The 21575-nt window shown below is 59.8% G+C and carries 15 protein-coding genes and 1 pseudogene; 8 read left to right on the forward strand and 8 right to left on the reverse strand.

What is annotated here, in order from left to right:
- Positions 1–181 precede the first annotated feature (181 nt).
- The 5 genes and pseudogenes from DES43_RS23370 to DES43_RS13295 all read right to left on the reverse strand — a co-directional run.
- A pseudogene (locus tag DES43_RS23370) lies at positions 182–310 on the reverse strand (transposase domain-containing protein); the annotation flags it as partial.
- 62 nt (positions 311–372) lie between these two features.
- Positions 373–1104, reverse strand: coding sequence for a hypothetical protein (locus DES43_RS13275; RefSeq protein ID WP_133675548.1), 732 nt, complete (start codon positions 1102–1104; stop codon positions 373–375).
- Positions 1101–4283 carry an N-6 DNA methylase gene (locus DES43_RS13280; RefSeq protein ID WP_133675550.1) on the reverse strand — a complete coding sequence of 1061 codons (3183 nt, stop codon included), beginning with the start codon at positions 4281–4283 and terminating at the stop codon, positions 1101–1103. Before DES43_RS13280 ends, DES43_RS13275 begins: the two co-directional genes overlap by 4 nt.
- A 618-nt stretch (positions 4284–4901) precedes the next feature.
- Positions 4902–6719: an ATP-dependent helicase gene (locus DES43_RS13290; protein WP_133675554.1), complete on the reverse strand. Its 1818-nt coding sequence runs from the start codon at positions 6717–6719 to the stop codon at positions 4902–4904.
- A complete protein-coding gene (locus tag DES43_RS13295) occupies positions 6706–8511 on the reverse strand; it encodes an ATP-dependent nuclease (protein WP_245514579.1) in 1806 nt (601 codons plus the stop codon). The genes DES43_RS13290 and DES43_RS13295 overlap by 14 nt, the downstream gene beginning before the upstream one ends.
- Positions 8512–9067: 556 nt before the next feature.
- Between DES43_RS13295 and DES43_RS13300 the strand changes: the two genes are divergently transcribed.
- A complete protein-coding gene (locus DES43_RS13300; protein ID WP_166647752.1) occupies positions 9068–10048 on the forward strand; it encodes a 3'-5' exonuclease in 981 nt (326 codons plus the stop codon).
- 171 nt (positions 10049–10219) lie between these two features.
- Entirely contained in the window at positions 10220–10366 is a 147-nt protein-coding gene (locus DES43_RS13305) for a DUF1127 domain-containing protein (protein WP_080952685.1), read from the forward strand.
- A gap of 361 nt (positions 10367–10727) precedes the next feature.
- Here DES43_RS13305 and dinB read toward each other — a convergent pair whose 3' ends face one another.
- The 3 genes from dinB to DES43_RS13320 all read right to left on the reverse strand — a co-directional run bounded on the left by dinB (position 10728) and on the right by DES43_RS13320 (position 12908).
- Positions 10728–11810, reverse strand: coding sequence for a DNA polymerase IV (dinB, locus tag DES43_RS13310; protein WP_133675626.1), 1083 nt, complete (start codon positions 11808–11810; stop codon positions 10728–10730).
- 77 nt (positions 11811–11887) lie between these two features.
- A complete protein-coding gene (locus tag DES43_RS13315) occupies positions 11888–12565 on the reverse strand; it encodes an SOS response-associated peptidase (protein ID WP_133675628.1) in 678 nt (225 codons plus the stop codon).
- A gap of 82 nt (positions 12566–12647) precedes the next feature.
- Entirely contained in the window at positions 12648–12908 is a 261-nt protein-coding gene (locus DES43_RS13320; RefSeq protein WP_133675556.1) for a hypothetical protein, read from the reverse strand.
- A gap of 207 nt (positions 12909–13115) precedes the next feature.
- Here DES43_RS13320 and DES43_RS13325 point away from each other — a divergent pair, with 207 nt between their 5' ends.
- The 6 genes from DES43_RS13325 to tnpC all read left to right on the forward strand — a co-directional run bounded on the left by DES43_RS13325 (position 13116) and on the right by tnpC (position 21274).
- Positions 13116–13871 carry an ImuA family protein gene (locus tag DES43_RS13325; RefSeq protein ID WP_133675632.1) on the forward strand — a complete coding sequence of 252 codons (756 nt, stop codon included), beginning with the start codon at positions 13116–13118 and terminating at the stop codon, positions 13869–13871.
- Positions 13792–15303, forward strand: coding sequence for a Y-family DNA polymerase (locus DES43_RS13330; protein ID WP_133675558.1), 1512 nt, complete (start codon positions 13792–13794; stop codon positions 15301–15303). The genes DES43_RS13325 and DES43_RS13330 overlap by 80 nt, the downstream gene beginning before the upstream one ends.
- Entirely contained in the window at positions 15303–18566 is a 3264-nt protein-coding gene (locus DES43_RS13335; protein WP_133675630.1) for an error-prone DNA polymerase, read from the forward strand. Before DES43_RS13330 ends, DES43_RS13335 begins: the two co-directional genes overlap by 1 nt.
- Before the next feature lie 298 nt (positions 18567–18864).
- Positions 18865–19317, forward strand: coding sequence for an IS66-like element accessory protein TnpA (gene tnpA / locus DES43_RS13340; protein ID WP_133675560.1), 453 nt, complete (start codon positions 18865–18867; stop codon positions 19315–19317).
- Entirely contained in the window at positions 19314–19670 is a 357-nt protein-coding gene (tnpB, locus tag DES43_RS13345) for an IS66 family insertion sequence element accessory protein TnpB (protein WP_133675562.1), read from the forward strand. Before tnpA ends, tnpB begins: the two co-directional genes overlap by 4 nt.
- 71 nt (positions 19671–19741) lie before the next feature.
- Positions 19742–21274 (forward strand): IS66 family transposase, encoded by a 1533-nt coding sequence (gene tnpC / locus DES43_RS13350; RefSeq protein ID WP_133675564.1) that lies wholly within the window; start codon positions 19742–19744, stop codon positions 21272–21274.
- The last annotated feature ends 301 nt before the right edge of the window (positions 21275–21575 follow it).

The following is a 21575-nucleotide window of genomic DNA, read 5'->3' on the forward strand; positions in this document are numbered from 1 at the left end:
AATCGCGGCGGGTGCGAACGGTTCGATCCGACGCTGCATCGGTGTATGCCCGCCTCTGAGACGCTTTGGTCTGCCGAGATTGATCGCTTCGCGGACGACGATATTGTTTAAGCATCTGGTGGGCCGCAGGCCACACCGCCTGAGCGTTGAACCGCGCCGGGTCTGCCGGAGTCTATTTCGTTTAAGTTATGCGGCCATGGCTGCTTCGTCCAATTTCACGGAGGCAGTAGCTCCAGCCTGGGATCGAAGTTTCGGCGATACGGGCGAGAACGTTGGCAAGCCATGCCTGTGGATCGATGTCGTTGAGCTTTTAACTGGCGGTTCCCCTTACACGGCACCTTATCGGCGTAGTGTCGCCCGGTTGCGTCACGTTCAGGAAGCAACGTTGGATTCACCCACCCGCCCGCGGGCCCCATTAGGTTCCAAATCCGCCTTCGCAGGGGTAATCAGATAAAGTGCATGTATTATTGTGATCTGATGAGGACCGTCAGCTTGTAAGTGATCGCTCTCATGCACGTTGGCGAGCCTAATATCGGACTTGGACTTGAATCCGTGAACGAGACCGTACTTCGCAATCAGGCGGGCATTCACGTTGCACGCTGTTAGATCGAGTGGCCCAGTTCTCTCCAAGCCTACCATGACCGCCCACGGATGGTTCGCGGCGTAGTCGCCAATCACGATGCGATCGACCCCCTCATCGACATACTCGCGATCGGTCCCGCGGTCATTCGCGTCCAGATATTTGCATTCGAGGCAGAGATAATCGCCCGTGCGACCAACTTGGCGTTGGAAGAGGATTCGAAGGTCCAGTCGCCGCAACACGGCAACGGCACCGGTGTCGTCGGCAATAGGTAGCTCTGGTTGATGCGTGATGTCGTATCGAGGGGATCCTGGTGTTTCGTCTCTAGCGCGCTCAAAATCGAGAAAGAGTTGCCTTGTAAAACGAGGTTCATGAATACGGACATCACCAACGATCGTTACCGTCGCAGTTAGCGCCCGTTCAAGAGTCTGAAGGACGATCCTCAGGACTTGAGGACGTGCGCGGTAGAAGCTGTTAGGAAGAGCTTGTGTCCCTCCCGCCAAATGCTCACCTAGGACGCTCACGCTACAGCGACCTCCGATATCGGGAATGTCGGATTCATAAGGTCGGCGACAATTCGGTCAGCATCTGATTGGCCGGCCGCCGGGGAGAAGCAACGATACTGTGACGGCTTCAGGATATAGACGGCCTGACCAACATAGAGCCTCAGTGTTTTGGCAGGCTTTAGATATGGCAAATCCGTCCCGCCTAGTGCGTGAATTGGCGCGTCATCCAGTTCATCGAGTTCACCGGGCACGATGACTTGGAAGGTGGCTTCGCTTTTAAGAGTCAGCATGAACTTCATCACAACAATGTCGTGCGAGAGTTCCGTGTAGCGAGCGGGGACAAGAACGTGATCGTCTGGCTCGCTGGCAAATGCGTTGAAAGCGAGGCAGAGATTCTCGGCGTAAATCTGAAGCTCGGGCCTCGTCGGAGGCACCTCCATGCTTCGACGGGCCGCTTCGGTCTCGAAGAAGATTGCCCGCGTTCGTCGATCGGCATCGAGAAGCAGATTTCGATCGATCTCGCTCAGACCTAAAGCACTCTCTACGATATGATCGATTGATTTAGATATCCGGGCGAGTGCCTTCACGTCCAACTCAACAGTCAGCTCGTCGAATGCATTGGCGAGTGCAGTGATGTCGGCAGCCGACAACATCTCAAGGCGCGGCAACATTACGTTTTCTAGGTCGACCACCTCGATTTTTGTCTGTTTTATCCCAACCGTGCCGCCCATGAGCGCCAGTTGATAGGCCACCAGCCGAGAGTGCATGATAGCAGCAAATGCTTGCGCCAGTTCCGGAGGGCGACCGTGGAATGACACACCAACGAAGGAGGAGTTGTAGGCGATATCGCGTTCATCGAAGACAGCCGTGTAACGACCGTGAAATGGCGCCCCTGTCAGCGAACCTTCGGGAAGTAGGACCAACGGTCCTTTAAACAATGCAGGCTCTCTCGATCGATTTACCCGCTTGTCCTCAAATAAGGGCAATTCCCTCGGCAGTCTGCCGCGTTTCACATCCCGAGCATTGGCTTGGGGAAGGCCAATGAGATGCGCCGCTTCCATCGTTGTTCCGGCGCGATAGCCGCGACCAGCGGGAAGATCAGAGATTTCACACCAGGTATCAAATGCACTAACGCGGGAATTCCGCGTTAGACGGTCGAGAAACCAAACGTCCCTGTCATCCCCGAAGGTGGCCGCCTTTAACAAACCGCCCCGGCGTTTCAACTGATCAAGACCAACAACCTTGGGCGGGTCCGCAGGCAGCTCAAACACTCCAGTTCGATTGAATGTTGACGACCACGGAAAGTTTACGACCGAGATGGAGGCAGGATCGGAGGGTAGGCAGTTCGATAGAAACAGCATCGCTGGACCGGCAGCTCGCTTTTTGCGTCTGCTGTCGTCGTCGCCGCCTTCGTATTCTTGAAACAGGCGCGAAGTTCTGAGCTGAGAAAGATTTACCAGTGTCACATTCGGAAAGGCACGAAGCACGGAGTCGCGTGCAGCACTTGTCTTTGGCGCCAAACTGAAGAATGGCGTGGCCTTCATCACCAATGCTATACGGGTGTCAGTGTGGCTCAGGTCCCGGCAACGCCAGAGGAAAGCCCAATCAGTTGAACGAGGCGGAACCGGCAACCCCGCCAGTCGAGAATAGGTTGTTCCGGAACGTTCTGATCCCGTCTCACTGGTGGTTGGTTCGTCCGCGTTTTCGTCCGCGTCGGCTTCCGCCTCATCCCCGTCCTCGTCAGTCTCGCGCGCCAATTGACGGTCGGCGAGCTTTTCCGAAGCGCTGTAAGTCCATGGCGGATTCCCGACGATTATGTCAAAGCCTCGGGCGACGGAATCTGGAAACAGACGGTTCTCCAAACCAGGCTCGAAGGTGCTGGTAGAGAACAAGACTCTGTCGTTGAGAGGATCAAAGCGCAGGCAAGCGAGAGCATCGATGCCCTGCGGCGGCGACGGATCAAGCTCCAGAATGGCTAGATATAAGCTAAAGGCCGCGACCGAGAGAGCAGCAGGGCTGACATCAACGCCGCGGATTTGGTGGAGCAGTGTTTCACGAATGAGTTCGCGGCTGAGTGCCTGCTCTTGAGCCCGCAGCCAAACCAAACGTCGCAGACTTTCCACCAAGAAAACGCCAGATCCACAGGCAGGGTCCAGCACCCGGGCATTTGCCTGGACGCCTTCAAATAGGGGATCGAGTACAAGGTCAACAAGATTGATGGGGGTATAATGGACGCCCAATTTCGGCGCACCATCAGTATCCGACATGTGAACGAACTTCTCGTAGATCGAGCTAATCAGCTCGACCGGAATTGCATCGAAACGAAAAGGAAACAGCCGACCTTGTCCATCCCGAATGTTGAAATGACCAAAGAAGTCCGCGAGCGGGGCCAAGTGGTCGGCCGATTGCCCGAGTTGTTCGCGTTCGCTGACCTCGTCTTCAATCGGAAAGAGGTCTCCGTTAAACGTCGTGCGTATCCACCGGAATAGGCTGTATGTATTGTCAAGGTTGGAGAGAATTTGGTGAAGCGTCGACGCCCCGAACTGTTCGGAGAGCTCGTTCTCGTTCAGATAGCCCCGGTGAAGAAGATATTGAAAGAAAACACATCGCCCCACGAGCTTCTGTGCAAGTGCCGGTCGCAGCCCTTTTGAGACAAGCGCGCCGAGAAGATAGCCAAGCTCGGATAAAAGCACATTGTCGATGCGCGTCCGTCGGTCGATCTTCCGCGCTAGGGCCGATTTCCAGAAGGATCCCATAGCAACGTGACGCCTGCCGCAGGCTGCTTCCACATCGTGCAGGGCGCCACCAAGTGCTTGGCTTAGCGGAAATTCAGCGAGTAGTGGCGGTATTTTTCCATATTCTTCCGGTGGCTGATACGCATTGTACAATCGAACATATTGTGGCGTGGTAATCCAAAGCAGCGGCGCGACACCGAAGTTCCACGCGACACGATGCCAATCGGCTTCGACTTCGTCAGATGCTTCGGCGGATTTGAAAAGTATGACCGGAGACGTTCCGACGCGGAAAACGGCGTCAGCGCCCAACCCGCCACGTTCTGATGACAGAATCGGTCCCAATCGGGCGGCATCACCTGGCGAGCTAGCGACATCGGTCGGAAGGACAAGCCCTTCAGACGGCGAGCCGTTTTCCGAAAGATAGCCGGCAGCAGTTAGAACTTCGATGGCAAAAGTTTTCATCGAGATGCGCCCGTCGCTATCGCGGTCGGCGGAAACTGCAAATGTCCCTGCGTTTGCTCTGCCTCTGCTGCAACGAGCAAAGCTTGCAGGCGAGCCACAATCGGTGCGCAGGGTACGCAAATCGACGACACCGTCAGTGCTACGGCATTAATGCTGGAAGCATCAACCAGGCGAATAGCATCAACTTCTACGATGACGATACAATTCTCTAAGGCCAGCCACGACCTACCGTGGCAGGTTTCGAAAAGCCGGTTCAGCCGTTCACCCACAACACCGACACGCAAGCCAAAATCTGTGACCAACCCGGCTAGGACGGCTATGGCAACAACGTCGCCAGGCGTGAATGTCGGAGCGTGGCCCCTGTGCTTCGTTAACGCGGGCACCGCGTCCCGCCAGACGCGAAAGGCATCTACTGATATGGAAAGAAGGTCTCGAATCTGGCTCTGAGTGTAGCGCATGGCGCAACTTAGCGTGCTTCAGTTCCCCGATCAATCGGGGGTAAACCCCGATTTTGGTCTCCATATGTTCTTTTTCGCTCATAGCGCTGGGCTGCCAGGACGGGTAGAAGAGATTGGCCAGGTCTTAGACAGCCTGGGCTTCACGGGATGACAGTATAGGTTAGTCGCCCTCGGCCTCCTCCATTCGCGCTTCAAGCTCGTTCAGGAACGGCGAGCGGCCCCAATGCATTCGCCCGCGGCCGGTATCGACGTAACCGGAATACAGCATATGGATCTCGTCGCGTGCCCGAGTCAGTCCAACATAGAACAGCCGTCGGCTTTCGCGTCGCGCCGCCGGCAACTCGTTGCGCCACGGCAAACTACCCAAATCGAGCCCCACCATGATCACGACGTCATATTCGCAGCCCTTTGCCGAATGCAGCGTCAACAGATTGAGGTGGAGAGGTGACCCGTCGCGTCCACCGAGGCTCGCGAGATCCAGGTCGGCGAGCGGCCCGCCGACTGCGAGCGCGGCCGACATGCGCACCACCTGTTCGCGCTGATCCGCGAGGCTTGGCTCCGCCGCCGTCAGCGCATCGAGCATTCCCGCACGCAGCGCGCCGACGAAGTCCCGCGCCAACCCGGCGTCTGCCCGTAGTGACCAAAGAAGCCGGGTCAGCCGCTGGGCCTCGCCGCGGGCCTCGGCCTCTGCGAGACGGGTGCGGTGAAAGCCAAGCCAGCGATCCAGCAATCCGCGCAACTGTGGCCGGCCTGCGCGCCAACCGTCAGCACACCAGGCCGCGCAGTCCTCGATCCAGCTTGTCAGCGCCACCTTGCGATATGGCGCAGCGGTATCGACGCGGATGAAGTCGAACCCCGCAGCGGCCACGGCCTCGGCAACCACATCTCCAGTGCGATAGTCTCGATAGAGGATAGCGATGTCGCCCAGTGTGCGGCCGGGTTTGGCCGCCAGCGCCGCCGGAATGATTTCGGCGGCAGCGTGTGCCGCTTGGCCCTCAAGGCCATCATCGCACTCGACAAACGCGATGACCGCCTCCCTATCCGGGTCGTTCGATATGTAACCGCGAGCCTCGCCAAGCACCATTTCAGAAGCGCTGACAATCCGGGAGGCTGAGCGATAATTAAGCTGAAGTTGGACGCGTTCGACATCGTCCCGCTCGGCCAGTTCCTGCAGCAGCGCTCCGTCGGCCCCCGTGAACCCATATATCGACTGATCGTAGTCTCCGACTGCAAAGAGACGGACGCCGCCCGCGAAAGCCATGCGCTTGACGATGCGGTGCAGCGCCACCCCAAGGTCCTGATATTCATCGACCGCCAGGACCGGGAATTTTGCCTGAAGCAAGGGGAGCACCCAGTCATGCTCCGACACGAGCCGCTGCCCAAAGATCACGAGATCGTCGAAATCGATCAGACCCATCCTACGCAGCTCGGCCTCATATTCCTCCGCCCACGCGGCCAGTGCCTCTCCGCTGGTCCAAGCAATCGAGTCCCGATCGAGGATAGACCGCCTATGGCGTCCGAGATCCATCGGCTTGTTGGGATGCCCGACGCCGAAGAGCCGATCGCCTACCCGCTTCATTGCCTGATCGCTCTGCCGCTGCGTGGCGACGGCAAGCGGAAACGGCAAGGGGAGTTCGGCGAGACGGGCGTAGGGCATCAGAAGATGCCTCAGGCAGAAGCCGTGAACCGTGCCGATGAACAGGTTAGGCGCTTCGCGCAGCCCTAACCGTTCCAGCCGACGCGTCAGCTCGCGTGCGCATTCCTGACTATAGGTGATGCAGGCGGCTCCCCGCGGCGCGCGCACATCTTCTGCCATGATCCGGGCCAGCTTGAGCACCAGCGTCTTGGTCTTGCCGCTGCCTGGGCCTGCCAGGACGACGCAATGTCCGGTCGAATCGTAAGCCGCCTGCTGGCCCGGATTGCCCGCCAGATCGGCCGCCTGCGAAAGATAAGCTGCACTGACGCTACGAAACGGCATCACGGATATGCTCCAACGCTTGCAAAATATAGTCGGGGCACGTCTCGTCGCTGACGTGGGGAGCGAGCGCCTGTGCGAAGCGCCCTTTTCCAATCCGCTCGATGAGCTTGATCAGGCGCTCCTCGTCGAGATCGTCAGTGTCATCGACCCAGGTCTGCACGAGGTCGCGTGTGGCTTGGCTGATGGGAAGCTCTCGTTCGATGACCTCCTGCATGGCCTCTGCCAGCCCGCCGATGAACAGCTCGGGTTCGAGTGTGTTGCTGTTGACGAAATAGCCGAATGGTTCGGCGCGAGCGATCACCGCGTCGGCGTCGAGGGGCAGATAATTCACGCCCGCCTCTACGAGCGAAAGAATACTGATCAATCGCCGCCTGACGAATGGCGGATTGGCGCCGTTCGGATCGCGATCCGTCAGGATGACGTGCGGAATGTTCAAGCCCTGCGGCCCCAACAACTTCACATAGGGAGTGAAGTTCGTGCCGCCCACTGAGCACACCGTTATGCCCAACATGTCGAGCGGGATGTCCAGCGCTTCCGCGAAGGCGGGGATGAGGAACCGCTCGGCATCGCCCTCGACCAGGATTACGCCGCGCGCGAAGAAGATTTCGCCCCGGCTGACGTCGATGTAGCGCTGCAGATCCGCCTCATCTCGCGCGGTAAACGGCGCATTCGCGGTCGAAACCGCGATCGTCGTCTCTTCGCTGACATCATGGCGCAGCAGCACGATTGAACGGATCGGGGTCACGCTGGCAATATGCGGGGAGTGCGTCGTCAAAATTGTCGTGAGCGGCGGTATATCCTCCTCGTCTTCCCCGGTGTTGCCGAGGAAATAACGATAGACGAGCCGCTGCACATGCGGGTGGAGATGGGCTTCCGGCTCCTCGACCACGAAAAACGTATGGTCCCGCTCGCCGTCTGTGACGAGCCGGTCGAGCTCGAGGCTCTTCAGCGCCAGGAAAATCAAGTTTGCGGTGCCAAGGCTGGCGTCCGGGATGCCGCGCGCGCCATTGTCGATCAGCAAGCGCAAACTGCGCAGCAGCGCATCCACCCGTGTGGGCGCGAGACCGAGCGTCAATGGGACAGCGTGCTGCTCGCCGGCGATGGCAATCAGACGCTCGCCTATCCGTTGCGCCGTAGCGACCACCTCGGCGCGGCCCACCAGGTCGGCCTGCGCTTCGCTGACCAACTCCTGAATTTCTTCGCGCGCATCTTCATCAAGCGAAGTCGCCAACTGCTCGATCAACGGCCTGAGCGGTGAATTGCGCCAGCTCGACAGATCCTTCTCGGCATCGCGCAAAGCGACCTGCACGTCGAGCGGTAGCATCCGGCGTAACGAAGAGCCGATCGACATCTCCGGGTCGTCGCCGCCGAAGATAATATACTCGTAGTCGGCCAAGCCCTCCGGATCACGGCCGAGATTTGCCTTAGGCTGGAAGCGGTAAGTCAGGCGTGCGACCATCGGCGGACCAGGGTCCACCACGCAATCGCCAAGATGAGCCATCAGCCGAGGATCGTCGGTGAAGTCGGTTAGCTCGACGGAAATCTCGATAGTTTCCCCGAGTTTATCTGCCCCCAACCCATCCCAGAAATGCTCAAGCCCGAGCTGCCGGTCGCGCTCGGATAGACCGGGGTCGAGGATCAATTGGAGAGCGCGGATGAAGTTGCTCTTGCCGACCTTATTCTCGCCTACGATAACGATGCTGTCGCCCGTTTCTACGTCTAGGTCCGAAAAGTTGGCGAAATTCCTTATTTTTACTCGTGAGATGCGCAAGTCAGTCCCCCACTGCTTCATGCAACCAGATCGCACTGCAGATTTAGCATTGCAAGACATTTGTCCGCTCTATCCGCATCGGTCTTCGATACCGGGCTGTCTGCTTCCGCCCCGACTCGGACATTCATCGAAGCCATGGCTTGTCCGCTTGGAACGCGATTGAGACAAATGGGCTTGAAACAACAGGGTCCTTGGTTCGGATCCTTTAAGGCGTTCACATTTAACGGCCCAAAAGCGGCGCCACACTGGTCGCTGGTTTAAGAGCGGATCCGCGCGCCGGGGGCTGTCGATCCCGATTTCCGGCTTTTTGCCGGCGCTATGCTAAACCTCCTGCGGCAACCCTTTTAACCGGTCTTTCGGGAGGCGAACGGCTTTCGCAGTTCCTGCTACAGCTGGTATGCCCTTCCTATTTTGGACGCTTCCGCTCAACGACCCAACAGCTGTCACCGCGTGAAACTGCGCGATTGTAAACCTTGCTCGCCAGTTGGCTGAAATCGCACCCCACCAACACGGTTGATCTGCCGATCGTGCCGTGTTTTGAAGGTGGCACATTGGCGGTGGGGCTTGGACAACAGGAATGGCAGAACAGTTTGACATGTTTTCGGAGCAGACGGCGCGCGATCCGATGGTCACGCGTGGCACCTCCAAATCCACCAAGGTCGAAAAGCATGCCATCCCGATGAGTGAAGAGGACATGGTTCGTCATCTGTCGGAGACTGGTCGATATCGGATCCTCACGAAACTCGTGCCGCGCGCAATCGCGCCATTCGCCCGGCCAACGTACCCCCTCAAGGGCATCATTCTCGACACCGAGACCACGGGCCTCAATGCTCGCAAGGATGAGATCATCGAGATTGGCGTGATCGCATTCACCTTCGATGCAACAGGAAGCATCGGTGACGTGACCGGCATCTACGGCGGACTTCAGCAGCCGGGCGTTTTCATTCCCACTGAGATCACCAGGCTCACCGGGATCACGGATAATATGGTGGCCGGGCAGTCAATCGATATGGCTGCGTTGCGGGAACTGATTGAACCGGCTGATCTGCTGATCGCCCACAATGCCGGTTTCGACCGGCCATTCTGCGAGGCATTCTCTCCTTTATTCTCCGGCAAGGCCTGGGCTTGCTCCAACTCCGAGATCGACTGGTCGTTGCGGGGATATGAAGGCACCAAGCTCGGATACCTGATCGGGCAAGCGGGATATTTTCATGAGGGTCATCGTGCTGTTGATGATTGTTTCGCGCTCTTGGAAGTTCTCGCCCGGCAAGACGATGGATCGGGTTCCACGGCTTTCGCCGAGCTCTATGAAGCAAGCCAGACTTCGCGTGTGCGTATCTTTGCGGAGAACAGCCCCTTCGACATGAAGGACCACCTGAGGGCGCGAGGCTATCGCTGGTCTGACGGAAGCGACGGCCGTCCCAAATCCTGGTGGATCGAGGTGGGGGAAGAAGCGCTCGATGATGAGCTCCGCTATCTCAGGGCCGAAATCTACCGTTATCCAGACGCCGATCCTCCAATCAAACGCCTCACTGCCTTCGACCGGTTCCGGGCCTGAGGTAACCTACTTGATCCATCCCTGATCGGAGGCATGCTTTAAGCGCATGGCCGACCTGAGGCCTTGTGCCTTATCGACGGGCGTCCAAGAGCCTATATTCCAGTCATCGAAACGACGTTGGAACCAACGCAAGGTTGCTGGCGTCAAGAGACCTCACGAAAGGGGATCATCATGAACGTAGCACGCTCTTTCAACAGCTGGCGCAAGTATCGTCAGACCGTTACCGAACTCGGCCGCATGAGCTCGCGCGAACTGCAGGACCTCGGTATCAATCGTGCCGACATCCACAGCGTTGCTCGCCAGTCGGTCGCTCGCTAAGCGGCTTTTTCCTGCCCATCCTGAATGACACTACGCCCGCTGATGACGCGGGCGTTTCTGTGTCTGACCGCCGCGAGGCGCTGTGCTGGAGATCGCTCTCATCAGAATTAGGCCGTGCATTTTCCGCATAGCTGCAGTGCAGCAAAGTCTATTTAATGTGCGGCGAGAATGGGTATCTTGGTTTTCATCGAAGTGATGCACCTCCTCCCGCAGAGCTTCGAATTCAGACGGCCCACTCCTCCTCCCAAGGGGCGTCTGTCGGAACAGCGGCACTCCTCCTCCCAGCCGTTGTTCGGTTCTTTTCGGAAAGCCTGCCGCACCTCCTCCCGCGGCAGGCTTTTTCGTTTTGCGGACTTGCTGATCAGAGCCCGAGAGCTAGCTGCGGTTCTTGCCCGCTTTCTTCCGTGTTAAGGGACGACAGGGTGATCCCCAGGAGCCGCACTGGACGTTTGAACGGGAACACCGAGGCAAGTAGGTACTCCGCAATTTCCAGCATCTGGTCGATGCCCGAGACGGCTCCCGACACTGTCTGGCTGCGTGTCGCCGGGCTGAAATCCGAATATTTGATTTTGACCGTCACGGTCTTTCCCATGATGTCGTGCGCCTCGCAATACCTCCAGACTTTCTCGGCCAATGGCCGCAGGTCGGCTTTGGCCCGATCGAGATCGTCGATGTCCTCAACGAAGGTGTCTTCAGCGCCGACCGACTTGCGGATTCTGTCGGGCCTCACTTGCCGTTCGTCGATGCCGCGAGCAATACCGTAGAAATACGGGCCGGACTTCCCGAAATGCTGCTGGAGGAAGGCGAGGGACTTGGACTTCAGATCAAGCCCGGTTTCTATGCCATGCTGTTTCATCCGCTCGGCGGTGGCCGGCCCCACGCCGTGGAATTTCTTGACGGGGAGGGCTTCGACAAAACCCGGGCCGTTCTTCGGCGTGATAACAGCCTGTCCATTCGGCTTGTTCAGATCGCTCGCCATCTTGGCGAGAAACTTGTTGTAAGAAATGCCTGCCGAGGCATTGAGGCCTGTGACCGCCTTGATCTTAGCTCGGATCTCCAGCGCAATCTCGGTGGCGATCTCCATGCCCTTCAGGTTCTCGGTGACATCGAGATAGGCTTCGTCCAGCGACACCGGCTCGATCAGCGGCGTATATTCGGCGAAGATCTCGCGGATCTGCTGCGATACCACCTTGTAGACGTCGAAGCGCGGCGGCACAAAGATCAAGTCCGGACATTTGCGCTTGGCGGTGACCGACGGCATGGCCGAATGCACGCCGAAGACACGGGCCTCGTAACTTGCAGCCGCTACGACACCGCGTGCCGCCGACCCGCCGACGGCCAGTGGCAGGCCACGCAGCTCCGGATTGTCACGTTGTTCGACCGAGGCATAAAAGGCATCCATATCGACATGGATGATTTTGCGCACGTTTTGCGCGCTCCCCATGACGTCAGTGCCCACAGGATAAGCCGGCATTTGGTAAACGGCCATTTGACTGCCGTGATCGTGCTCTGTGCTGGTGATCAAAGCAACAGACCTTCCTCGTCCGGCTTCGGTTTGGCCTGTGGCGGCACGATCACCAGCATGTTGCCCGGGAGCGGACGCTGTAGGTGGCGGGCTTCATCCCACGGTGCTGTCAGCCAGGTCTCGACTTCTTCAGGCGTGGTCAGGATGGCCGGCATGGCCTTTTGATGGATCGGCGAGACAATCTCGTTGGGCGAGGTCGTCAGAAATCCGATAAGTTCATATTCCTGCTCACCATCCCTGACCTTGCGCACACCCTTCCATGGCGTCCAGAATCCGGCGAAAAACATCAGCGGCCGATCTTCGTTGCCGGCAAACCACGCGTTCGGCACGCGTCCGCCTTCCACCTTGCTGGCTGGATCCGGTTCGGCAAAGGAGGTGAACGGCACGACGCAGCGGCTGGTTGGGCCGAGCCAGCGCCGCCAGTGCGGCGAACTCACGTTGCGGATATTGGTGACACCGGGATCGTAATTTTTCACATAAGCCGGCGGCGAGGGCATTCCCCAGGTCGCCCGGGCAATCTCGCGCTGTCCGTCCTCGGCAACGCGGACGATCGGCGCCTGATAGCCTGGATAAACATCGAATGAGGCTTCATTCCAGCCGGCTCGATCCCGGAACGCCTTTGTAAATTGCAGAACCGCGTCGCGCGTGGTCGTCACATTATAGAGATTACACACTACCCGTCCTCCTATCCAATGCGGCTCAAGGCGAAGTTTCCTGCCCTTTCGGAATGCAAGCAAGCTTTGAAAGCTCCAGCGATCACGTGGGCTTTTGCAGCTCAAAAACCACGGCCGCCTCCAGCAAACAGGGAAATCCCGTCCCGCATCTATCCTGCCCGTCAGAACAATGCATCTTGTCGCAACCCATCGCCATGCGACGGCGCAGATCCACAAAACGCATGCTGGCGCCAAACTGTTTCACCAGCGCCTTGCGATCGAGCTCGCCCTGTTGCCCGCACGGCTTGCATTCGACGGTAATCACCGGTCCCTTGAAATCTCTGAGCGTCAGTAGACCGGGCATATTTCTATTTTCTCATCTACGATATTTTTCGTCCCATTCAGCATCGAATTGAATCTGCTTGATGAATCGATTGAGCAACAGCCGTCTCGTGATGCCGGCTGCAGTCCACCCGATTCTTGCCCGTTGACTCATCGCCGTTTAAAAAACAAAAACAGAACATATCAGCTTTTTTTGGCTATGCAAATGCACTCTTTATGTAGGAACCGGATGCCAATCACTGCCGCCAACCCCGTCATTTCCGAGCTTCAGGACCGCATCCGGCGGCTTGAAGGCGGAGCTGCGCGCAAGGGCGAGGTGCTGTCGTTCGGAATTGCCGAGATCGATGCAAAGCTTCCCGGTGGTGGGTTGGCCCGCGGCGCCTTGCACGAAGTGGCCGGTGGTGGCGCCGATGCGGTCCATGGCGCGGCCGCCGCTCTGTTTGTCGCCGGGATCGTCGCGCGCACCAAAGGCGACGTCCTTTGGTGCCTGACACGGCCGGATCTGTTTGCGCCGGCATTGGCTCAGGCAGGCCTCCATCATGATCGGGTGATCTATGTCGAAGCTGACCGGGAAGAGGACGTGCTCACGAATTTCGAAGAGGGCCTGCGTTTTGGCGGGCTTGGCGCCGTCGTCGCCGAACTCGTACGTTTACCGATGACCGCCTCGCGGCGCCTGCAGCTGGCGGCCGAGGCCTCAGGAACGATCGGCATTGCGCTGCGACGATGGCGGCGCCCGACGGAGGCAGCTGATTTCGGGCAGCCGACAGCCGCCACGACACGATGGCGCATCAGCGTTCTGCCCTCCGAGCCGCTGCCCGTGCCCGGTATCGGGCGGGCACGGTGGCTGGCGGAATTGATCAGAGCAAGAGCGGGAGAAGCCGCGGAATTTGAAATAGGTGCCTGCGATGCCACGGGTCGTATCAGTCTTTCTCCCCACGCTCGCGACGGACAGGATCAGGCGCGCCGATCCCGGAATTTTGCCTGAAACACCGGTCGTGGTCGTCGCGCGCAGTGGGTCAAAACGCACCGTGGCCGCAATCGACGCTGCGGCCTTCAAGGCGGGCGCCCGCATCGGCATGCCCGCCGCCAAAGCCCAGGCGATGATATCCGGCCTGCATCTCGTCGATGCCGACCGACAAGGTGATGCATCGGCGATCGAGCGCCTGGCACTGTGGATGCTGCGCCAATATACGCCGGTGGTGGCAATGGACGGTCGCGATGGCATTGTCATGGATACCGAGGGCGCCGACCATCTGCGCGGCGGCGAGTTGCCGATGCTGACTGGTCTTGTCAACGCTCTGAGAGGTCACGGTCTTCAGGCCCGCGGCGCCATTGCCGACACATGGGGCAGCGCCCATGCGATTGCCCGCGCCACGCGGCGTGAGGTGATTATTGTGCCGGTTGGCGAGACAGCCAAAGCTGTCGTCAATCTGCCGATTTCCAGCCTTCGTCTGCCTTCCGAGATCGTCAGCGGTCTGGCGGTGCTCGGGTTTCGCACCGTTGGCGAGCTTTCCGCAACGCCGCGGGCGCCTCTGACACTGCGCTTCGGGCCGGAGGTCGGCCGCAGGCTCGATCAGATGTTCGGGCGTGTCGTCGAACCGATCGACCCCATTCGCACCGCGGAACTGGTCGAAGTGGTCAGATCCTTTTCCGAGCCGATCGGTGCGGCCGAGACCATCGCCAAATATATCGGCAAGCTGGTGGTCGAACTCTGCGCGGCATTGGAGACGCGCGCGCAGGGCGTTCGCCGCGCCGATCTCATCGTCTACCGCGTCGACAACACATTGCAGTCCCTGCGTGCCGGCACGGCCAAGCCGGTGCGCGATATTCCACACCTGACAAAGCTACTCTGTTCCAGCATCGAGAAGATAGATCCCGGTTTCGGTATCGAAAAACTTTCCCTTGCCGCGACGATGATCGAACCGTTTGAAGAGAAGCAGTCGATCTCCTCGCTGGTCGAAGAAACCATCGTCGACGTCACGCCGCTGCTCGACAGTCTTGGAAATCGCGGCCAGCGCATGTACCGGCTGGCTCCGGTCGAGAGCGACGTTCCCGAGCGCAATGTCGGACGTGTCTCCCCCGTTTCCGCAAAACTGGGTCAGGCCTGGCCGACCCGCTGGCCGCGGCCGAGCCGGATGCTGGCGCACCCGGAACGGATCCAGGTGATTGCGCTCACACCCGACCATCCGCCGGCATCAATGACCTGGCGGGGAAAACGTCGGCGCATCAAGCGCGGCGATGGGCCGGAACGTGTCTTTGGCGAATGGTGGGTTCGTTCCTCCGAGATGGAGGCGGTCAGGGACTACTATTCCGTCGAGGACGAGGACGGCAATCGCTTCTGGGTCTATCGCTCCGGCGACGGTGTGGACCCCACGACCGGAACGGCCAAATGGTTTCTGCACGGGATCTATGGCTGATGCGCTACGCCGAGCTCCAGGTCACCAGTCATTTTTCCTTCCTGCGCGGCGCGTCAGGCTGCGATGAGCTGTTTGCGAGGGCCAAGGAAATTGGCATCGAGGCGCTTGGTATCGTCGATCGCAACAGCCTGGCCGGCATCGTGCGGGCCTGGGAAGCGGCCAAGGAAACCGGTGTCCGGCTGGTTGTTGGCTGCAGGCTCGATCTGACAGACGGCATGTCGATGCTGATCTATCCGACGGACCGGGTGGCCTATTCGAGGCTATGCCGGCTTCTGTCACTCGGCAAGGAGCGGGGCGGCAAGGGCAACTGCATCCTCGATCTGACGGATGTTGCCCTTTATGCAGAGGGCCTGCTCGCCGTCCTGATCCCCGACGAGGCCGATGACGCCTGCGCCGTCCAGCTGCGCAAGGTGAAGGAGATATTTGGCGACCGCGCCTATATGGCACTGACGCTGCGCCGGCGGCCGAACGATCAACTGCGCCTGCACGAGCTCAACACCCTGGCGATACGGCAAAAGGTCCGGCCGGTCGTCACCAATGACGTGCTGTTTCATGAGCCGGGCAGGCGACAGCTGCAGGATGTCGTCACCTGCATTCGCCATCGCACCACCATCGACCGGGCCGGGTTCTTGCGCGAACGGCATGCCGATCGTTTTTTGAAGCCGCCGGAGGAAATGCATCGTCTGTTCGGCCGATACCCCGAGGCACTCGCCCGTACCCGCGAGATTGTCGATCGCTGTCGCTTCGACATGAACGAGCTGACATACCAATATCCGGAGGAAGCGATCATCCCCGGATTGACGGCACAGCAGACACTGGAGAAGTTCACCTGGGAGGGCGTGCGTGATCGCTACCCAGAAGGGGTGCCGGATGATGTGGTGAAGACCCTCCATCACGAACTCGATCTGATCCGCACACTCGACTACGCGCCTTACTTTCTGACGGTCTATAGCATCGTCCGCTACGCGCGCTCGCAGAGCATCCTGTGCCAGGGCCGGGGCAGCGCCGCCAATTCCGCCGTCTGTTATGTGCTGGGGATCACGGCGATCGATCCGGCCGCAAACGATCTGCTGTTCGAACGCTTTATCTCAGCCGAGCGCAACGAGCCGCCCGACATCGACGTTGATTTCGAACATGCCAGACGCGAAGAGGTGATCCAGTGGATCTACAAGACCTACGGCCGGCAGAAGGCCGCCCTCTGCGCGACCGTCACCCGCTACCGCGCCAAGGGTGCGCTTCGCGATGTCGGCAAGGTGCTCGGCCTGCCCGAAGACATGATCACGGCGCTGTCGGCCGGTGTCTGGGGCTGGAGCAAGGAGGGCGTCGGCGAAAAGCAGGTCAACGAGCTGAGCATGAACATGTCCGACCGCCGCCTGCGGCTGACGTTGGAACTGGCGCAGCAACTGATGGGCGCACCCCGTCATCTCGGTCAACACCCCGGCGGCTTCGTTTTGACCAACGACCGGCTCGACGAACTGGTGCCGATCGAACAGGCGCGCATGCAGGATCGACAAACGATCGAGTGGGACAAGGATGACATCGAGGCGCTCAAGTTCATGAAGGTGGACGTGCTTGCCTTGGGAATGCTCACCTGCATGGCCAAGGGCTTTGCCCTTTTGCAGGAGCACAAGGGGATAACGCTGGATCTCGCCACCATCGAGCCGGAAGATGCGCCGACCTGTGCGATGATCCGCAAGGCCGACACGCTCGGGACCTTCCAAATCGAATCCCGCGCGCAGATGTCGATGCTGCCGCGGCTGAAACCTCAGACCTATTATGACCTGGTCATCCAGGTGGCGATCGTTCGCCCCGGGCCGATCCAGGGTGACATGGTGCATCCTTATCTGAGACGGCGCGAGGGCAAGGAAGCGGTCGTCTATCCGAAGCCTGAACTGGAGGCCGTCCTTGGCAAGACGCTGGGCGTGCCATTGTTTCAGGAAAGCGCCATGAAGGTGGCGATCGTCTGCGCGGGCTTTACCGCCGGCGAGGCCGATGCGCTCAGACGCTCGATGGCGACATTCAAGTTCACCGGCGGGGTCAGCAAGTTCAAGGACAAGCTCGTCCAGGGGATGGTGAAGAACGGCTACACGGAAGAGTTTGCCGAAAAAACCTTCTCGCAGCTCGAGGGCTTTGGCTCCTATGGCTTTCCGGAAAGCCACGCCGCTTCGTTTGCCCTGATCGCCTACGCCTCGTCCTATATCAAATGCCACTATCCGGATGTGTTCTGTGCGGCCCTCATCAATGCGCAGCCAATGGGGTTCTATGCGCCAGCGCAGATCGTCACCGATGCGCGTGCCCACGGTGTTGCAATCCGGCCGGTCTGCGTCAATCGTTCGCGGTGGGATTGCACGCTGGAAGAGATCAGGGGAACCGACGACCATGCGGTGCGTCTCGGTATGCGTTTGGTAAAGGGCCTACCCGAACAGGATGCAGCGAAAATTGCGGTGGCGCGTGGCGACGTGCCCTTCGTTTCCATCGATGACATGTGGCGGCGCGCCGGCGTGTCGTCGGCCTCCCTCGTAAAGCTTGCCGAAGCTGATGCTTTTCGACCTTCTCTCAAACTTGAAAGACGCGACGCGCTTTGGGCGATCAAGGCCTTACGCGACGAGCCACTTCCACTATTCGCCGCGGCTGCCGATCGCGAGCGGGCGGTGATCGCCGAGCAGCAGGAACCGGATGTGGCGCTCCGGCAAATGACGGAAGGCGCCAATGTCGTGGAGGACTACGGCCATACCGGCGTGACGCTGCGCGCCCATCCGGTCAGTTTCCTGCGCGGGGATCTCGCTCGCCGAAACATCGTCACATGCGCCGAGGCGACCTCGGCGCGGGATGGTCGCTGGCTGATGACAGCCGGCCTTGTTCTGGTCCGGCAGAAGCCCGGTAGCGCCAAAGGCGTCATGTTCATGACCATCGAGGATGAAACCGGGGTCGCCAATATCGTCGTCTGGCCGAGCTTGTTTGAAAGACAGCGCCGTGTCGTGCTCGGATCCGCGATGATGGCGATCAACGGCAAGATCCAACGGGAAGGCGGCGTCGTGCATCTGGTGGCGCAACGGCTGTTCGATCTGACCAGCGATCTGGCGAGCCTTGGCGAGCGGGATACCTTCCGGCTGCCATCAGGACGCGGCGACGAGTTCGCCCATGGTTCACCGGACAGTCCGGACAGTCGCGAGCGGCCGCCGATGGGCGTCAAGGCTCGGGAAATTTATATACCTGACCTGCACATCGACACGCTGAAAGTGAAGAGCAGGAATTTTCAGTGAGCTCGGGGGAGCGACTACAGAGGAGATGCGGTCAAAAGCAAGGCGATAGGGACACTGAGCGCTGACGCGGTCAATGCCCACGCAGATGCCAGCTTGATCAGGCGCAATTTTCGCGCGCGGCCTTCGTCCCACTCGTATGCCATGCTCAGTCCTCCGAGCGGCAATGAAGCATTCCAAGCAATTTGAGTCGAGTCCAGAAAAATGGAGGACAGCGGTTCGAACGTAAGCGGTGTCTTGGCCCCACCTTCCGGATCAGAGCCTGATTGACGATGTTGGCCCCGAACGAGGGCTTGGACATATGTCAATTTCACAGCTTACGCTTACATCCAGCGATGAAGAGCCGGTTCGGCGGTTCGAGGTCTTCACGGGCAGCGGTCGTCGGCGCGAGTGGAGCGATGAGCGCAAGGCTGAGATCGTCGCCGAGAGTTATGAGCCGGGCGTGACGGTCTGCGCCGTGGCTCGGCGTCATGGATTGACCCCGCAGCAATTGTTCACCTGGCGTCGTCTCGCCCGCAAGCCGCTAGAAGCTGTGCCGGTCGTCGAGGCCGTTCCGATGTTTGCGCCAGCGGTTCTTGACGTGCCTACGAAGCCTGAAGCGAAAGAGCCGGAACCGGCGCGTGCCTCGAGAAAGAAGTCGAGCAGCAGCGGCGCAATCGAATTGGAGATCGGCGGGGCGATCGTGAGGATCGCATCTGGCGCGGACGCTGCTACGATTGCCGCCGTCATTCAGGCCGTGAAGGCACAGTCGTGATCGGGCCTTCGGGAGCGGTAAAGGTCATGGTCGCCACCCGGCCTGTCGACTTCCGCAAAGGCGCGGAGGGCCTGGCGGCGCTGGTCAAGGCCGAGATGGGTGCCGACCCGTTCTCCGGCACGATCTACGTATTCCGGGCCAAGCGCGCGGACCGGATCAAGCTGGTCTTCTGGGATGGCAGCGGCGTATGCCTGGTGTCCAAGAGGCTTGAGGATGGTGAGTTCCATTGGCCCAAAATGCAGGACGGCGCAATGCGCCTGACCGCCGCCCAGTTCTCGGCCTTGTTCGAGGGGCTGGACTGGAAGCGCGTTCATGCGCCGATCGAGGCGCGTGTCCCGCAGACGGCCGGATAGCCGCCGCGACCTATTGAATCAGCCGCGTCAACACCCTCGTCCTGGGCGTCGAAGTGTGCTGTTGTCGTGCCATGACGATGACGGCCGACGAGCTTCCCGACGACCTGAACGCGCTCAAGGCCATGGTGCTTTCGCGCGAGCTCGAGAACGCCCGACTGCGACAGATCATCAAGGAATTGCAGCGTCATCGCTTTGGCCGTCGCGCTGAGACGCTTCCAGAAGATCAGCTTCTCCTTGGGCTCGAAGAGGCCGAACAGGTCGAGGCGGACGGTCTGGAAGATAGGGAGCAGGCATCGAGCGATCTGCGCCGGGAACGGGTTGCCAGGCGGCGGACAAACCGTGGTGCCCTTCCTGCCCATCTGCCGCGCATCGATGTAGTCATCGACATCGAAAGCCATGACTGCCCCTGCTGTGGCAAAGGCCTGCATCGGATCGGCGAAGACGTCAGCGAGAAGCTCGACATCGTGCCAGCCCAGTTCCGCGTTCTGGTAACGCGTCGTCCCAAATATGCATGCCGGGCCTGCGAGGAAGTCGTCGTCCAGGCGGCAGCTCCCGCGCGGTTGATCGAAGGTGGCATTCCGACTGAAGCGACCGTCGCCCAGGTGCTGGTCTCCAAATACGCCGATCACCTGCCGCTCTACAGACAGGCGCAAATCTATAAGCGCCAGGGTATCGACCTCGACCGCTCGACACTTGCCGACTGGGTCGGTCGCGCCGCCTGGCACCTGCGCCCGGTTCATCAAAGGTTGCTCGAGCATCTGAGGGCCTCGTCCAAGCTCTTCGCCGACGAGACGACCGCCCCGGTGCTCGATCCTGGTCGGGGAAGGACGAAGACCGGGCAGCTATGGGCATACGCTCGCGATGACCGACCATGGCAGGGGACCGATCCGCCCGGCGTTGTCTATGTCTATGCGCCTGATCGCAAGAGCGAACGGCCGATGGCGCATCTCAATGGCTTCGTCGGCGTCCTGCAGGTGGACGGATACGTGGGCTATCGAGCGCTCGCCGCCGGCAACAGCGTGTCTCTGGCATTCTGCTGGAGCCACGTGCGACGGCGATTTTATGAGTTGTCGACCGCCGGTCCTGCGCCCATCGCCAGCGAAGCGCTCAGGCGTATCGCCGAGCTCTACAAGATCGAGGACGATATCCGCGGCAGGACGCACGAGGAACGCCGCGCTGTCCGGCAGGAAATGAGCCGCCCGATCGTTGACGACCTCGCGCCCTGGCTGACCGAGCATCTCGCCCTTATCAGCCAGAAGACCAAGCTCGCCGAAGCCATCCGCTACGCGCTCTCACGCTGGGACGGGCTCACCCGCTTCATCGATGACGGCCGCATCGAGATCGACTCCAACACCGTCGAGCGTTCCATCAGGCCGATAGCCCTCAATAGGAAGAACGCGTTGTTCGCCGGCTCTGACGCCGGAGCCGAACATTGGGCGACCATCGCTTCGCTCATTGAAACGGCCAAGCTAAACGGCGTCGAGCCGATGGCCTACCTGACCGACGTCATCACGAGGGTCGTCAACGGCCATCCTAATAGCCGGATCGATGACCTTATGCCCTGGGCCTATGCCGAGAAGCCCATCGCAAAGGCCGTGGTCTGAGAACACCGCTTACGTTCGAACCCCATCAAATTTAGGGATCTTCTGAATTCGGGGCCGGAGCATCAACCATGACCGATACCACTTCACCGGCGATGAAGTAGTATCGGTCGTTAGAAACCATCTCGTCCCGCTGCCCCGCCGATTCTACGCTATGGTGCGATATTCCGCGCGATGGCTGCGTAATGCCGCATCAATCCTCCGCCTTCCGATACACACGGAAGCAAGGTGATCGTCAGAATGCCGCTTTCTACAGAATCTCACGATTGGGGAGCTGCTCGAGCCACATCTTTTCAGCGGACCA

The sequence above is a fragment of the Aquamicrobium defluvii genome (assembly GCF_004363725.1).
GTDB classification, from domain to species: domain Bacteria; phylum Pseudomonadota; class Alphaproteobacteria; order Rhizobiales; family Rhizobiaceae; genus Mesorhizobium; species Mesorhizobium defluvii.

Coding starts and splice junctions, on each gene's coding strand:
- DES43_RS13280 (WP_133675550.1), bottom strand. CDS start 4,283: ATGAAAACTTTTGCCATCGAAGTTCTAACTGCTGCCGGCTATCTTTCG.
- DES43_RS13290 (WP_133675554.1), bottom strand. CDS start 6,719: ATGCCGTTTCGTAGCGTCAGTGCAGCTTATCTTTCGCAGGCGGCCGAT.
- DES43_RS13295 (WP_245514579.1), bottom strand. CDS start 8,511: ATGAAGCAGTGGGGGACTGACTTGCGCATCTCACGAGTAAAAATAAGG.
- DES43_RS13300 (WP_166647752.1), top strand. CDS start 9,068: ATGGCAGAACAGTTTGACATGTTTTCGGAGCAGACGGCGCGCGATCCG.
- DES43_RS13305 (WP_080952685.1), top strand. CDS start 10,220: ATGAACGTAGCACGCTCTTTCAACAGCTGGCGCAAGTATCGTCAGACC.
- dinB (WP_133675626.1), bottom strand. CDS start 11,810: ATGGGGAGCGCGCAAAACGTGCGCAAAATCATCCATGTCGATATGGAT.
- DES43_RS13320 (WP_133675556.1), bottom strand. CDS start 12,908: ATGCCCGGTCTACTGACGCTCAGAGATTTCAAGGGACCGGTGATTACC.
- DES43_RS13325 (WP_133675632.1), top strand. CDS start 13,116: ATGCCAATCACTGCCGCCAACCCCGTCATTTCCGAGCTTCAGGACCGC.
- DES43_RS13330 (WP_133675558.1), top strand. CDS start 13,792: ATGCCACGGGTCGTATCAGTCTTTCTCCCCACGCTCGCGACGGACAGG.
- DES43_RS13335 (WP_133675630.1), top strand. CDS start 15,303: ATGCGCTACGCCGAGCTCCAGGTCACCAGTCATTTTTCCTTCCTGCGC.
- tnpA (WP_133675560.1), top strand. CDS start 18,865: ATGTCAATTTCACAGCTTACGCTTACATCCAGCGATGAAGAGCCGGTT.
- tnpC (WP_133675564.1), top strand. CDS start 19,742: ATGACGATGACGGCCGACGAGCTTCCCGACGACCTGAACGCGCTCAAG.